This is a genomic window from Dysgonomonas sp. HDW5B (genome assembly GCF_011299335.1).
Lineage (GTDB): Bacteria > Bacteroidota > Bacteroidia > Bacteroidales > Dysgonomonadaceae > Dysgonomonas_A.
Map to the genome: position 1 here is coordinate 1,370,866 of NZ_CP049858.1, position 15,763 is coordinate 1,386,628.

Below are 15,763 nucleotides of genomic sequence, written 5' to 3' on the forward strand. Positions count from 1 at the left end.
TATTTAACACCCAAACTGTTTAAGGGCTCAGACCTTTTTATTGCTTTGGCAAGTATAACGACTTTAGGTTGTAATGGTTTAGAAATAGATCATTAAACCTTCTCAAATACTTAAAGTTATCAAAGCAGTCAAAGGTTTTAGGCCTAAAACTAAAAATGTATGTTTAAAATACGTATCTATATAACTTACTTTCTTGTTTTCTGTGCATCTGTTTTATATGCTAAAAATGACAGTATAAAAAAAGACTTCTTCAAGCTCGGTGGAGCTGTACGCTTCAATGCAGTTATGGAGAATTACGAATCGAGCAACAACGATTTAGACACCTACGTGAGGATGGATACCTGGTTTTTATCTGTCGAAGCCCACCAAAAAGGGTTTGATCTCAGCTTCCAGTATCGTTTCTATCCCGAATTCAAAACACATTTTCTACATCATGCCTCTATCGGTTATCAAATCGATAACAACTGGTATGCCAAACTGGGTGTATTCCAGAAGCCCTTTGGGATTGGAGACTTTGCTTCACATTCGTGGTTGTTTCAGGTTCCTTATTATCTGGGATGGGAAGATACCTACAATACAGGAATCGGATTCTTTTACATCCGCCATAAACTGAGAGTAGAGGCTGCTTATTTCAGGCAAGCCGCGCCCCGAGGTTCCGTACCATCTAATGCCGATGACAACTCGGTTGGTAACGGTCGGTACTCTTATGCCATAGTTCCTACATACGGATATATCAATGGTGAAAAAGTAGATGCTTATATCAGAGAGTTGGATCAGTTTAACGGACGTATACGCTATCAAATATTACCGGAAGTAGAACTCGGACTTTCGGCTGAAATGGGTAGTATATACAATGAAACACTCAACAAGCGGAATTGGGGTTTTAGCTGGGCAGCCCATACGTTGATAAATTATAACCGATGGAACTTTAAAGGTGAAGTTATAGGTTATAACTACAACGCACAATCGGATAACAATCAACGTCTCGATATCGTACAGATGGGTGCCTACGGATCGGCTTATGACGTAGCCGCTAAAGGGATGATATATGTTGCAGGTATTTCGTATAGCATACCTGTCAATAGACGTCTTATATCCAGTATTCAACCTTATATTGACTATTCGGTTGTACATAAAAGAAAAGCGGGATTTCACGATACACAGCAGTTTGTTCCGGGTATGCTGATAGCCTCGGGGCCTATATATACGTATGTAGATTATGCCTTAGGCAAGAATCACCCCTGGCTAACATCCGATTTTGGAGAGGGATTGGGAAAAGGCGCTGCTGATGCCAGATGGAACAGCCGTCTGAATATAAATATAGGCTATTACTTCTAAGGTATAGTTAATTAGATAAAGATAAAATAGAAACACAAACAGAAAGTATCATAAGGTCTCAGACCTTTAATAACATTCTTAATATATGAGTAAGATAGAAATAAAAGATTTGTACCTGATATTTGGTTCTGCCAAAAGACAGGCATACAAAATGTTGAAAAGCGGTAAAAGTAAAAAAGAAATTCATTCTAAGACACGGTGTACCATTGCAGTAAAGAATGCAAACCTCTCGATTAATGAAGGTGAAATATTTGTTATTATGGGATTGTCGGGGAGTGGAAAATCTTCTTTATTAAGATGTTTCAATATGCTGAATATACCCACATCTGGATCTTTGGTGATTGATGGGGAGGATATTACCAAAATGGATAAACATGCATTGCTAAATCTACGCAGAAAAAAAGTGGGAATGGTTTTCCAGCATTTTGGATTACTTCCCCACCGTACCATTTTAGATAATGTTGCGTTCGGATTAGAGATACAAGGCATACCTCAGGAAGAAAGACATGCAAAGGCTAAAGAGATACTCAGCATGGTTGACCTTTCGGGGTACGAAAACTCATTTCCCCACCAACTCAGTGGAGGTATGCAGCAACGTGTAGGTATTGCCCGTGCCATTGCTACTGATTCTCAAATACTATTGATGGATGAGGCGTTTAGTGCCTTAGATCCACTTATCAGGGCACAGATGCAAGATGAATTGGTAGAAATACAGCAATCTCTGAAAAAGACAATCATATTTATTACTCACGATTTAGATGAAGCAATCAAAGTGGGTAATACGATTGCCATAATGAAGGACGGAGAAATAGTTCAGCAAGGTACTCCTGAAGATATACTGCTCAATCCGGCTGACGATTACGTGAAAGCTTTTATCGGAAATGTAGATATGGCTAAAATTATAACTGCTTCGGCTATAAACGAACCTTTCAAGGCTCGAATATGGCTGGGAAAAGATGGCCCGGCCTCTACCCTCCGTTTAATGGAACGCCACTTACTGAAATTTCTCCCCGTTGTTGACCATCTGGGACGTCTTATTGGTTATGTCGGTGAGAAAGACATTCGCAAAAAGATAGCCAACAAAGAAAATAATATTGATTCTATCGTAAACGATATACCTAAAGTTTCGATGGACACTTCTATTACAGATCTACTGCCATTATTTATCAACCAAAAATACCCATTGGCTGTGGTTGACCACAAAGACCGTCCTGTTGGCTATATCCGGCATTCGGATGTGGTATCTATGGTAACCGGTTATGATGACGATAAAGTACAGTCTATTATAGAGAGTGCCAATTAAGGTATCAGAACCACTCTTTATAGACTGAAGAGAAATAAGCAGAATCAATATTTACAATCTAAAAAAGAATAAGAATCCATATGGAAAAATTAAATATAGGAAAATACGTAGAACATTTTGTCGATTGGCTTTCGGATGCAGGAGAGCCTGTCTTTAGACAAATAACGATCATCATCGAAAATTGTGTCGATGTTATGCAGGGAGCATTATTATCGATTCCCTTTTATATACTTATCGCATTGTTTGCACTGTTGACATTTGTAATTAAAAATAAAAGCTGTCGTAAATTAAATGTAACAAAGCAAAGTGCAAAAGATATATTTGACTTACCGATCTTTTGTGTATTAGGATTCCTACTTATATACTGGATGGGATTTTGGGAAGAGACAATCAATACACTAGTGCTTGTAATAGTTGCCACATTTATCATTCTGCTCATTGGTATTCCTCTGGGAATCTGGTGTGCACGAAACAAAAAGGTAAATGCTATGGTAAGACCCCTACTCGACCTGATGCAAACCATGCCGGCTTTCGTATACCTGATTCCTGCCATCTTGTTTTTCTCAGTAGGTAATGTTCCGGGAGTTGTGGCAACCGTTATCTTCTCTCTTCCCCCTGCGGTACGTATGACTGCTCTAGGAATACGTGATGTTCCCAAAGAAATTGTGGAAGCTTCGGTTGCATTCGGATGTACAGGCAGACAGACCTTGTTTAAAGTGCAGATACCGCTGGCAATGGCTACCATATTGGCCGGAGTAAATCAGGTAATAATGCTGGCTCTGTCGATGGTGGTAATTTCGTCGATGGTTGGTGCAGGCGGACTGGGAGAAAGCGTATATGCCGGTATCCAACAAGCCGATGTAGCTCTTGGCTTCGAGGCAGGATTGTGTATTGTGATTCTTGCCATTATATTAGACAGAACAACCCAATCGATAGGACAAAAAAAGGAGGTAGCTAAATAATGAAAAAGAATATATTACTTATATTATTGGCTTGCCTCATCATTATGCCGGCTTGCCAACGCATAAAAAAACAAGATGTATTATTACTCTATCCTAATTGGGCGGAAGGTATAGCCATTACTAATCTGGCACAAATTATTCTCGAAGAAAAAGGATATACTGTTACCATTAAGCGATTAGAACTGGGTCCTATCTATGCATCGTTATCGCGTGGCGATGCCGATGTATGTATGGACACTTGGTTACCCAATACCCATAAGGATTATTGGACTCGCTACGGAGATAGAATTGATCTATTAGGCACTACGTTTGACGACGGTATTACAGGGCTGGTTGTACCGACCTATGTAGATATAAATTCGATAGAAGAATTAAATGCGAATAGAGATAAGTTCAACGGAAAAATCTATGGTATAGCATCGGGGGCAGGTATTTACAGAACCACCGAAGATGCCATCAAAGCCTATGATTTGGAACTAACTCAAATTGCATCTTCGGAAACATCCATGATTACAGCCTTAAAAAAGGCAATTGCCCATAAAGAATGGGTGGTTATCACCGGATGGAAGCCTCATTTCATGTGGGCTGAATACGATCTGAAACCACTGGATGATCCGAAAAACATTTATCCGAAAGATGAAATAAAGATCATTGCCCGAAAAGGCTTCTCTACTGACAAGCCTGAATTGGCAAAATTCTTTTCCAATTTCTCAATGGATGAGAAAATGCTTAATGAGCTAATGAGCGATGTGCTAAAGGATAATGATCCCATGATAGGAGCAAGACTCTTTTATAATAAACACAAAGACCTGCTGCAATCATGGGTGGTAGAAAAAGAAATGAAATAACAGAAAAATCCCATTATAACTTATCGTTGTAATGGGATTTTCTTTCTATCATGGTTCGTAAATGTTTACTGAATCAAGGTTGTTTTCCGATATAAGCTAAGATACCACCATCTACATAAAGAACGTGTCCGTTTACGAAGTTGGAAGCATCCGAAGCAAGGAATACTGCAGGACCTGCTAAATCTTCGGGAGTTCCCCAACGTGCTGCCGGTGTTTTTGCAATAATGAAAGAATTGAAAGGATGTCCTTCTTCTCTCAATGGTGCTGTTTGAGGTGTAGCAATGTAACCCGGTCCTAAGCCATTACACTGAATATTGAATTCTCCGTATTCGGAAGCAATATTACGTGTCAACATTTTCAAGCCACCTTTTGCTGCTGCATAAGCCGATACAGTTTCGCGTCCCAACTCACTCATCATCGAACAGATATTGATTATTTTACCTGCTCCTTTTTTAATCATACCGGGGATTACTGCTTTTGCAACAATAAATGGTCCGTTCAGATCAATATCGATTACCTGACGGAATTCTGCTGCCGACATTTCGATCATGGGTATACGCTTAATGATTCCTGCATTGTTTACAAGTATATCAATTACGCCTACTTCTTTTTCGATTTGTGCAACCATTGCATTTATTTGATCTTCGTTGGTTACATCAGATACATAGCCCTTGGCATCAATACCTGCTTCTTTGTATGCAGCCAAGCCTTTGTCTACAAATTCTTGCTTAAGATCATTGAAAACAATCTTAGCTCCTGCTCCTGCAAGGGCGGATGCAATTGCAAAGCCTATACCGTAAGAAGCCCCTGTTACGAGAGCAACTTTTCCTTCTAAACAAAACTGATTTTTCATATTATAAGAATTTTAAAGTTTATCTATACTTCAAATTAAAATTTCACCACCAATGGCTGTTTCAAGCCTTTAGAGAAATTACTTGTATACGTTTGGAATGCTGCCTCATCTGCAAAACCAAATTTGCTCCAGCCATATCCTGTATAATATACTATCGGCTGATTAGCTTTGTAAGTAGCAACTGCTAAGACGTGAGAATAAGTATCGTCTTTTTTAGTTTTGGCATTCATTACGTTGTAAGTATCCACTACCATAGAATCTATGCCGGCAGGGAAAACAAGTCCCAGATAAACAGGGCCTGCTTTTACGCTTGGTTCTCTGTAGATAATATAGTCATTATCGGGAGAAACAATGATGGTGTCATTAGCGGCACGCTTAGCTATTCCGGCTGCAACAGTCATATCTTCTGCCACTCCATATTCTTGTACAACTTTAGAGAATTGAGAGCCTGCATCAATAGAAAATGTACGGCTTTCGCTATATGTTTTGCCATCTACTTCGATATCTTTATATGTTAATTTCAAAGTAGTACGAAGAGGTCCGTTTTCCAATAATTCCTGAGAAGCAAAATTTTCATTTAACCACAATTTACCATTTACAAACGGAGCCATAGCTCCTGCACCCAACGAACGGCCTACTTTATAATCGTCCAATCCTTCACCGTGATCTTCGTGATAAGATGCAACTCCTGCAATATCATCTTTATACCATTGGTCAATCTTCATATCATTGGTACGTTTATACCAAAGATCTAAACCGTTACTGGGTCCGTCTGTCGCAATAAGAGACGGTCCATAAATACGAAAAGCTACACGATCGTTTTCCCATGCAAAGTCATCTTTACGCTCCGTAATAAAACGACCGTAAGTTTGTGCTTTAAATTCGGGATTCTCTCCTGCCGAAACAGTAAAGGTTACCGTTCCTTTTGCTTTTACTCCTGATTGAAAGACTAGTTTACCATCGTAAGTTACTTGCGATGGAACGATTTCTCCTTTTGCATTTTTCACAACATACGCCTGACCTTCAGCTAAAGTTACTTTTGTTTTTATACCTTCCAATGGCAATTCGACCAGGTCAGTAGTCCGATCAAAATCACTCGGATTTTCGACTGTCACAGCCAGATCTTTTGGTTTACTGCTGCAAGACGCAAGTAAAACCACTGCGAACAATAAATAAATTACTCTTTTCATCTTTTATTATTTTATATTTAAATACTTCTTTTTTGCTTCAAACACATCGATGTGTGCCCAAACACTCATCGATTGACTGATAAGAGTTTCAGGTGCCAACAAAAATTTATATGATTATTTTATGTGCCAATACAGATTTCCGGGCGTTTTTCATCTTCATAAAAAAATAGATTCGGTTTATTTACTCGCTAAAGTTAACAATAACAAATAAATTTCACAGCATTTTCTATCAAAAAAGCCTATATAGATATCTTAAACAGACAAATACCTTTTAGCAGAAAGGGCGTATAGAAAAATTTCAACAGCTTTAATATAAGTAGAGGCGTCGGAAAAACTAAGCAATACAAGATAAACGAAATCTCGTTTATCTATATAATAATAGAAAAAAGCGTTCTTTGAAACTGATTACAAATGAAAATAAAATAGATAATACAAACTCGTAAGTTTTGTTACATAGAGATTGTTTATTAAAGAAAAGATATCGCAGAGAACAATGCCCGTTAAAATTTCAGGTTTCACTACATGCTACATGCTATTGTGAAATGAGGTTTACCATATGTCAATTTGCAGCCATCCCCACAAACAGCTTAACAGCATTCCTTATAATTAGGGGATAAGCTATTCTCCCTGATCTTTATTTTCAATACCTTTGTTTTTGAAAGATAAAGTACGGTAGTTGCTATTCATGGAACACAGAATTGAATATTAAACGACATCCAAACCGCCTGATAAAGATTCAAAAAAGCTAGAAAAATGAAAAAAGCATTAGTAATAATAGATATTCAAAATGATATAACAAAGAATTACAAGGATATCATTGAAAATATAAATCAATCTATTGATTGGGCGGTTAATAATGATATTCACGTTGTTTATATCAGGCATGAAAATTTATCTGCCGGCACAAGGACTTTTAAGTCCAATACGCGCGGTGCGGAATTAGCCCCAGACTTAAAAATAGCATCAAACAATATTTTTACAAAATACAAAGGAAATGCCTTAAGTAGTGAAGAGTTTGCAGACTTTATTAATAAAAATGAAATATGTGATTTCTATATAGCAGGAGCAGATGCTGTTGCTTGTGTTAAATCGACCTGCTACAACTTATGCAAAGCAAACTACAGCGTTAATGTCTTATCTGATTGCATTACGAGTTATGATAAAAAGAAAATTGACGAAATGCTTCATTATTATGAGAGTAAAGGTTGTAAAATAATTAGCTTGAGCGACTTGTTATGACAATAGAAAATAAGATAAAGTATTTTGAGAATCGAGAAGATTGGCGAAAGTGGCTGACAGACAACTTTGAGATTGCTAATGAAATTTGGTTTGTATTTCCTATTAAATCTTCGGGTAAAAAAAGCATTTTATACAATGATGCCGTTGAAGAAGCTCTTTGTTTCGAGTGGATTGACAGTACGATAAAGTCGCTTGACAAAGATCATAAAATTCAGCGTTTCACCCCCAGAAACCCTAAAAGCACTTATTCGCAAGCCAACAAAGAAAGACTCAAATGGTTATTGGAAAATAAAAAAATACACCCGAATTTTGAGGATAAAATACGAATTGTTTTGTCTGACCCTTTTATTTTTCCGGATGATATAATTGATGCACTGAGAGAAGATAAAATAGCATGGAACAACTATCAACATTTATCCGAGACATATAAACGTATCCGAATTGCATACATTAACGCTGCAAGGAAACGACCCGAAGAATTTGAAAAACGATTAAATAACTTTATCAACAAAACGAAAGAGAATAAAGTAATAACAGGATTTGGAGGAATTGAAAAATACTATTAATTCAAATAAAATTGATGACTAATTTGAATTTTTCTTAGAATTCTTTCGTCACTTTATTAAACACCAAACTTCTATAAAACAAACGAATTACAAAACTCAAATAAGTAAACTATATTTCCCGTGTCACTTTTGTCACTTTTGTAATGTTTTAGGCCTTTACTCTCTGAAATAAAGCCTCTTAAAAAAGTGACAACTACTACCCAAAAGTGTCACCTTTTTGTGTAGTAGTTGTTATAAATGTGAAGTAAATGTATACAAGTTGTCACCTTGTAACCTCATCAATCAAATAGAATATCGACTTAAAGTTTACATCACTGTATTCTGTCATTCCGATTTCGCAAGTACGGCTCGTAGAGAAACCGTCTTTGCAACCGGCCGGAATTTGTTCTGCAAGATGTCTTTGACCATGTTTATTCAGTTCGGGATAAGTGAATCCTCTGTCTCCGGCAAAGCCGCAACAGTTGCTTTCGACCATTGCCACTTTGTTTGAACACATTTTTGCCAGCTTGTATAGATTTTGCTCCATTCCGATTTTCTTAACCGAACAAACGGGGAATACGCTGACTACTTCTCGTGGATTTTTAACGGGTAGCTTAGGCATGACAAAATCAAGCATAAATTCTATCGGATCGTATATCTTTAGATCTTTATTTGAGTATGCTTCGTGGAATGTATAGAAACAAGGGCTCATATCAAACAGAATAGGATATTTACCTCCTTCAGAGGCCTGATAAAGTGCATCTTCCAATTCTTTAGATTTGCGTGTACCTTCGTCTTTTAATCCTTTACTGCTGAATGCCATACCACAACAAAGGGCATTAAGACCTTCCGGATAAATGATCGTAAATCCGGCACGTTGAAGAAGTTCTTCCGTCTTACGGGTCAGTTCAACATCTTCTTTCTTGTAGTCCTTTGACTTACCCATAGTACGGTTAATACAAGATGGGAAATAAACCACCTTATCGGCTTGCCCTGGATTGGCTATTGAGTGCTTAATCTTTCTTGCACCTCTCGGCATATACTTATTCCACTTCGGAATAGAATTACCTGTCAAGAAACGCATACTGCCTGCAATACCACCCATCAAGCTATCACCCAATACTGTTTGAAAGAAGCCTACAATATTAAGTCCGGCTCTACCCATATTGGTAATACCCGGCATGTGATCTCCAATATATTCTGCCAAGTCAATAGCTGTTTCGGTAGCTTCTTGATGGCGTAAATCTTTGATAAACTTACCTGTATCTATCTTCACGGGACAAGCCAATGCACAAAGACCATCGGTTGCACAAGTTTCATTCGAGAAATACTGCGCATCACGCAACATCTTCTTCAAACGATCAGGGTCTTCTCCGGCAGCTCTCAAGCGTGATATTTCACGGGCAATGACAATTCTTTGGCGTGGCGAAAGAGTCAATCCTTCCGAAACACAATTCGGCTCGCAGAATCCGCACTCCATACATTTATCTATCAGCTCATGCGCTTCAGGAAGTGGTTTCAGGTTCTCCAAGTGAATCTTTGGATTCTGATTGATGATTACTCCCGGATTGATCAGCCTGCGAGGATCGAATATATTCTTAATCCGCAACATGATCTTATAAGCGGCCTCGCCCCATTCCTTTTCTACGAATGGAGCCATATTACGCCCTGTGCCATGTTCGGCTTTCAATGATCCGTCAAACTGATTGACCACAATATCAGATAAGTCATCCATCAATTTAGCATATCTCTCAACTTCAACAGGGGTTGAGAAATCCTGAGAGAATACCAAGTGTAGATTACCTTCTAAGGCATGACCGAACAAAACTGCATCTGTATATCCAAGCTTTTTGAAAAGGTCTTTTATAGCAATACAAGCTTCAGCCAAACGAGGTACGGGGAATGCTACATCTTCGATGAGACAGGTAGTACCCGTTTTTCTCAATCCTCCAACTGATGACAGCAAGCCTTTGCGAGCTTTCCAGTTAAAGTTATATTCTTTAGGGTCAGATGTAAACACATAAGGTTGAAAAGTAGGAATAGGTGCAACTGCCTTGCGAATTGCTGCTTCCTTCTGATCCATCTCCTCTTTTGTATTCGCCTGAATCTCGACCAACAACACACAGGTTGTTTCGGGTAGCTCTTTGAAATAAGCAGGTGCATCGGGGTCATTTTCTACTGAACGGATAGAATCCCTATCCAGCAATTCAACTGCTGAAACAGGACTTTCCTTTAGCAACGGAGTAGCCTCACAAGCTTTTTCTATGGTGTCGAAAATCATCAAAGTACAAGCTTTGTACTTCTCATCAACAACTGTATGATAAGTCAGATCCGAAATAAAAGCAAGAGTACCTTCGGCTCCAATCATCAGATGTTTGATAATATCAAACGGGTCTTGATAATCGACAAGGGCATTGATACTGTATCCGGTTGTATTCTTTATCTTAAACTTACGCTGAATTCTCTCGAACAATACGCTGTCTGCTTTTACATCATCACGCAATTGTTCTATTTCTTTGATAATCTCGGGGTGCTTTTCTTTGAAAGCCTTTTTACTGTTATCGTCGGCAGTATCAAGTATAGTTCCATCATATAGAACGATACGGATATCTGATATGGTTTTATATGAATTTTGCGATGTACCACAGCACATACCGCTAGCATTATTAGAAGCAATTCCTCCAATCATAGCCGCATTGATGGAAGCCGGATCGGGTCCTATCTTACGACCATAAGGAACCAGAAAGACATTGGCTCTTGCACCTGTAATTCCGGGTTGTAACCTGATCTTAAGACCATCTTCCAATATTGAGTATTTTCTCCAATGGTGAGTCGCAACCATTAATACCGAATCCGTTATTGCCTGCCCTGAGAGACTTGTCCCCGCAGCTCGATATGTTACTGGTATATTAAGCTTTCCGGTTTGACGGATTACTTCTACGGCTTCTTCTTCCGAATGAACCTGCACCACAAGCTTTGGTATAAGCCTGTAAAAACTTGCATCGGTACCATATGCCAAAAGTTGAAGAGGATTTGTTATCAGGCGTTTGGGGTCGATCTTTTTCGACAACTCGCCTATCAGCTGCTCATAGTTTGCGGGTAACATAGTATATCGTGTTTTTAGTTGATCTTAGTTCGGTCTTCTCGAAAATGCTTACCGTTAAGTAATACCATGCAATTTATAAAACTTATCTGTATTTATGTGTAAAAAAGAGTTATTATTCTTTACCAACTCCTAAAAAAGAACCTATACATATAAAATACTACTGTTGTAACATTTGATACAAATTTCGAGACCACAAGAGGATTAGCTTTGTATATATTCAAATATCAAATACTATTCAGCCATGAGCGAATTTATAAATAATTCTGAAAAAAAAGGAATACAAATGCTGGAGCAAGTCAAATAATAATTTAATAGAAACTTATATCATAAAAGAATAAAATCATGACAATAAAACAAATACTCAAAGACCTGGAATCGGCAAAACGCCCTGTAGCCAAAGTATTACAAAGCGGAACAAACTTCAAAGTAATAGCCATAGGTTTCACTAAAAGTATGGTTTTGGAAGATCACAAAACCGACATCCCTGCAAAGCTGATTGTATTGGGAGGTAAAGTCGTATACAAAGAGGGTGAAAAGATGGTAATGCTGTCTCAATATGAAGAAACTCCTATTCCGGCCGACATTATACACTCGGTTACAGCTTTGGAGGATAGTTTATGCCTAGTTATCAAAGGGTAATATCCGAATTTATTATTTTATCTATAAGATGAGGTATTTAGAATAAGCCCTAAATACCTCATTTTCTATAAAACAGAATTAATTTGAAAAAAAATACTCAAATTTGTAACCAATCTCAAATTCGTCTAGTCATATTCATGTAAACAAATTAATAACAACTAAAACAACCAATATTATGGAATTTGTAGAAGAAGGTTTAATACCAATTATAGCAATTCTATCGGCAGTTGCTCTTCCTATCGGGTTTGGGATGTATCTCGGGCTTGTAAGTATGCGCACAAAGAACAAAGAGAATATGGAACTGATCAAACAAGGAATAGTACCTCCTCCGCAATCGAAGCCTACACCCAACAGATACAGGTCTTTAAGAAACGGTTTCTTATGCATTGGCATCGCCCTGGGCTTACTTATAGGTAATATTGCAGAAACGTATCTTGCCTTACAGGAAGGTTATACAATGGCAGCCTGTGTACTCCTGTTCCTTGGGTTAGCTTACGTCTTATTCTACTTCGTTACTAAAGATAAAGACTTAGAAGAGTAACACCAATGGATGAAAAGCTAAAAATAAAACAGGTTTTAAAGGGGGATACGTCCGCCTTTACCTATTTTGTGGATACTTATCAGGATATGGCAATAACCATCGCCTTTCGTATCTGCGGAAATAAGCAGGATGCCGAGGATATCGTGCAGAATGCTTATGTAAAAGCTTTTCATAACTTGCATACATTCAGAACCGACAGCAAATTTTCGACCTGGTTTTACCGAATAGTATACAATACTGCCCTGACTCATATAAGCAGTTCGGGATTCAGTACCGAATTTGTAGACTATCAACAGATGGATACCGAAAGTTCTTTTTCCGAATGGGATACACTCGAAAGGATTAATGAACAGGAAAAAAAGGCTGTTATAAATGAGACTTTAGAGAAAATGCCTAAAGACGAAAGCCTGCTGCTTACATTGTATTATCTGGAAGAGAACTCGGTAAAAGACATAGTCCTGATAACGGGCTTGGGAGAGTCGAATATTAAAGTGAAATTACATCGGGCTCGAAAACGATTTGCCGATATTATAGGAACTATGATGCATTATGAAAAAGTTTAAAGTCACAGACCTCTCTGCTTATATAAATAAATTATTACATTTATAATATGGAAAAGGATATTAAAAACAATATAGAAGATAGCCAATTCCGAGACTTATTATCCGGAACAAGACTTGAGGCAAGCAACAATCTGAAGTTTAGAATCATGCAACAGATTGAGACCGAAAAAGCTTTATCGAAACAAAAAGCAACAAAAACCCGTTCCGGATTCGGAAATATACTATCGATACTGGGAGTTATGTACTCCTTGATAGCCGTTTTGGGTATCGGCGTATATTTTACTTCTGGATCTGAGGCTTTACGATCGCCTGCCTTATTTATGCCTATGATACTTATAACATCGGCATGCAGCGTATTTCTGCTAATCTCTACATTTGATGACAGACGACATTACAAGCATAAGAAATAAGAGCTTTCATTCCGAAAGCTCTATTACCTCCAGGTCTTTTATCGCACCCTCATCTAAAACAAACCGCAACAAGGTTCTTACTTTATGAAAGCCGTATTTTCCGGCTGCACCGGGATTTATATCCAAACAGTTGTATTTCTTATCATACATTACTTTCAGTATATGCGAATGTCCGCAAATAAATAACTTGGGCGGATCTACTTGCAAAATATTCCTCACTTTAGGATCGTAACGACCCGGATAGCCTCCGATATGAGTCATCAAAACATCTACACCCTCTAATGTGAACCGTAGAAATTCGGGATATGCTGCTCTTATATCGACTCCATCAATATTGCCATATACTGCACGGAAAGGTTTGAATGCCTCAAATTTAAGAGTCAAATCAAACGAACCTATATCTCCTGCATGCCAAACCTCGTCACAATCGGCAAAATGGTGCTTGTATTTCTCATCCCAATAACTATGGGTATCTGAAAGCAATCCTATTTTCTTCATTCTTTATTTTATAAAGTCTGCAACTTTTTAATTGCTACAGGGAGTTAAGTATAACTAATCCGAGATAGTGACAAAAGTGACATTTCATACAACTTCGACCAAAACATTAAACAACTCATAGCAAATAAATTACACGTAAAAAGGTGACAAAAATGACAAAAGTGACACCGAAAATACATTTTATTGTACCCAATACTCTTACACCACTATATACTAAATACTTAAAAAGAAAAAAAGTGACAAAGGTTACAAAAGTGACAACTATTTATTGTCTGTTTGTAACCATTGGTAACCTTACTAAAAAGAACGCTTTCTCTGTCTATCTATAGATAAAAGAACATAGCAGAATACTATCTTATTTGTAATGATGCGACTCTTTATAAGGTACGCCAAATACCTTACCCGTAATCTTATCAACAGGTACTTTCCATATTTTCACATTCCGAACAGCAGGTTCCGAATACTTAAAAGGTCGGTTCGAATATTGCTCCATCAATATATTAAGTATCTCCACCTTTTCGTCGAAGTCTTCTATAAAGATCACTTTTCCACGACAAACGACACTGCTTCCCTTGACTCTGTAACTACAGGCAACTTCTTCATGCTGATGCGTAATTTCGGAAGGAGTACAAAATGTTATGCATATATTCGGATTATTTTCTATTGCCCGAACGGCTGAACCTTCGGGTCCGGAGTGCAGATATACCACATCATCCTTATATCCAAAATTCATAGGAATAACATAAGGTAAACCATCGGTATCTATCAACCCGATGAAACACTCTTTACATTCTTTTATCGTTTTCTCAATGAATTCTCTTTCTTCAACTGTAATAGTAACCATATTTTTCTTGTATCTGGATTAGATCAAGTGTAAAAGTACAAAAAGCACGGCTTAATAAAAAGCCGTGCTTCTAAAATGAATCGTTTAAAACAACTTTCTTATTTTATTGTCAGATAATCGATCGTTAAAAGAAATTTACTGCTTCCACTAACCTCTACACTTGTAGGATATCCCGCATCATTGTATTTAAGCGTAAATATATCTGCAACGGAGTCCTTTACCTCCTGCAAAGTATTATTTATAAAACACAAAGGAAATGCCTGCTCTCTTATAAAAAACCAAGATGGTGTTTTGATATTCTTAAATAGACCATTCTTGTCATCGTAAGTTAAAGTGGTAGTATGAATTACGTTTCCATTTATATCTTTTACGGTATACTTATCCATGTTTCCTTTCGCATCATACCCATAAGTATACACTACCTCTGCATTGTATAGTTTCAGCAGCTCGCCCTTACTGCCTAACTCCAATGTATCTCTGTAAAAACCATCTTCAGAAGGGCTTATGCAAAACACTTTATTACCATCGTAAGTGAACTTAGCAGTATCGGCTGACACAACATACGACAAACGCCCTTGCGAATCATAATTAAAACTGATAGTATCGCCCGCTTCGGCAGTAGCTTCACCCATAGCTTGAATTATATAAGTAAGCCTGTTTTGTGCATCATACCGAAAGTAGAGAGTTGCAATACCATCATAGCCCTCTTCCAACGATTTATTCACAATGACATCGGGCAGATAAACACCACCTGTTTCATCATTTCCATTATTATCGTCATCACAAGAAACAAGAGAAAAAGACACTAAAGCAATTAGCGTTAAGAAATAAAATTTCATAGGATTAATTTTTTGTTTTGTACATGTTTGTTAAGAATACATACA

Annotated in this window: 16 protein-coding genes; 10 read left to right on the forward strand and 6 right to left on the reverse strand. The window is 37.7% G+C overall.

The features are described from left to right. Positions 1–159 precede the first annotated feature (159 nt). From G7051_RS05625 to G7051_RS05640, 4 genes are all read left to right on the forward strand, one after another. Entirely contained in the window at positions 160–1,338 is a 1,179-nt protein-coding gene (locus G7051_RS05625; protein ID WP_255493331.1) for a hypothetical protein, read from the forward strand. 85 nt (positions 1,339–1,423) lie between these two features. Then, the gene (locus G7051_RS05630) at positions 1,424–2,641 is read left to right on the forward strand and encodes a glycine betaine/L-proline ABC transporter ATP-binding protein (RefSeq protein ID WP_166198979.1); all 1,218 of its coding nucleotides are present in this window, start codon (positions 1,424–1,426) and stop codon (positions 2,639–2,641) included. 80 nt (positions 2,642–2,721) lie between these two features. Then, complete coding sequence (locus tag G7051_RS05635; protein ID WP_166198980.1) at positions 2,722–3,603, forward strand: proline/glycine betaine ABC transporter permease; 882 nt, start codon at positions 2,722–2,724, stop codon at positions 3,601–3,603. Further along, entirely contained in the window at positions 3,603–4,451 is an 849-nt protein-coding gene (locus G7051_RS05640) for a glycine betaine ABC transporter substrate-binding protein (RefSeq protein WP_166198981.1), read from the forward strand. Before G7051_RS05635 ends, G7051_RS05640 begins: the two co-directional genes overlap by 1 nt. Before the next feature lie 73 nt (positions 4,452–4,524). Here G7051_RS05640 and G7051_RS05645 read toward each other — a convergent pair whose 3' ends face one another. Together G7051_RS05645 and G7051_RS05650 are read right to left on the reverse strand one after the other, a co-directional pair. Continuing rightward, the gene (locus G7051_RS05645) at positions 4,525–5,304 is read right to left on the reverse strand and encodes a gluconate 5-dehydrogenase (RefSeq protein ID WP_166112260.1); all 780 of its coding nucleotides are present in this window, start codon (positions 5,302–5,304) and stop codon (positions 4,525–4,527) included. A 35-nt stretch (positions 5,305–5,339) separates the two neighbouring features. Beyond that, a complete protein-coding gene (locus G7051_RS05650; protein ID WP_166198982.1) occupies positions 5,340–6,494 on the reverse strand; it encodes a DUF4861 family protein in 1,155 nt (384 codons plus the stop codon). Positions 6,495–7,247: 753 nt separating this feature from the next. Between G7051_RS05650 and G7051_RS05655 the strand changes: the two genes are divergently transcribed. Continuing rightward, positions 7,248–7,733 (forward strand): cysteine hydrolase family protein, encoded by a 486-nt coding sequence (locus tag G7051_RS05655; RefSeq protein WP_166198983.1) that lies wholly within the window; start codon positions 7,248–7,250, stop codon positions 7,731–7,733. Beyond that, positions 7,730–8,299: a YdeI family protein gene (locus G7051_RS05660; protein WP_166198984.1), complete on the forward strand. Its 570-nt coding sequence runs from the start codon at positions 7,730–7,732 to the stop codon at positions 8,297–8,299. Before G7051_RS05655 ends, G7051_RS05660 begins: the two co-directional genes overlap by 4 nt. A 262-nt stretch (positions 8,300–8,561) precedes the next feature. Here G7051_RS05660 and G7051_RS05665 read toward each other — a convergent pair whose 3' ends face one another. Continuing rightward, a complete protein-coding gene (locus G7051_RS05665) occupies positions 8,562–11,384 on the reverse strand; it encodes an FAD-binding and (Fe-S)-binding domain-containing protein (RefSeq protein ID WP_166198985.1) in 2,823 nt (940 codons plus the stop codon). 342 nt (positions 11,385–11,726) lie between these two features. On the opposite strand from G7051_RS05665, the gene G7051_RS05670 reads away from it, so the two are divergent. From G7051_RS05670 to G7051_RS05685, 4 genes are all read left to right on the forward strand, one after another. Next, positions 11,727–12,023: a hypothetical protein gene (locus tag G7051_RS05670; protein WP_166198986.1), complete on the forward strand. Its 297-nt coding sequence runs from the start codon at positions 11,727–11,729 to the stop codon at positions 12,021–12,023. A gap of 175 nt (positions 12,024–12,198) precedes the next feature. Further along, positions 12,199–12,564: a DUF6249 domain-containing protein gene (locus G7051_RS05675; protein WP_166198987.1), complete on the forward strand. Its 366-nt coding sequence runs from the start codon at positions 12,199–12,201 to the stop codon at positions 12,562–12,564. A gap of 5 nt (positions 12,565–12,569) precedes the next feature. Then, positions 12,570–13,127, forward strand: coding sequence for an RNA polymerase sigma factor (locus tag G7051_RS05680; RefSeq protein ID WP_166198988.1), 558 nt, complete (start codon positions 12,570–12,572; stop codon positions 13,125–13,127). Between the two features lie 47 nt (positions 13,128–13,174). Then, complete coding sequence (locus tag G7051_RS05685; RefSeq protein ID WP_166198989.1) at positions 13,175–13,537, forward strand: hypothetical protein; 363 nt, start codon at positions 13,175–13,177, stop codon at positions 13,535–13,537. Between the two features lie 6 nt (positions 13,538–13,543). Here G7051_RS05685 and G7051_RS05690 read toward each other — a convergent pair whose 3' ends face one another. The 3 genes from G7051_RS05690 to G7051_RS05700 form a co-directional block, all read right to left on the reverse strand. Beyond that, positions 13,544–14,035 (reverse strand): metallophosphoesterase, encoded by a 492-nt coding sequence (locus tag G7051_RS05690; RefSeq protein ID WP_166198990.1) that lies wholly within the window; start codon positions 14,033–14,035, stop codon positions 13,544–13,546. A gap of 355 nt (positions 14,036–14,390) precedes the next feature. Further along, entirely contained in the window at positions 14,391–14,879 is a 489-nt protein-coding gene (locus tag G7051_RS05695) for a pyridoxamine 5'-phosphate oxidase family protein (RefSeq protein WP_166198991.1), read from the reverse strand. Positions 14,880–14,977: 98 nt separating this feature from the next. Beyond that, the gene (locus G7051_RS05700; protein ID WP_166198992.1) at positions 14,978–15,718 is read right to left on the reverse strand and encodes an RHS repeat domain-containing protein; all 741 of its coding nucleotides are present in this window, start codon (positions 15,716–15,718) and stop codon (positions 14,978–14,980) included. Positions 15,719–15,763 lie beyond the last annotated feature (45 nt).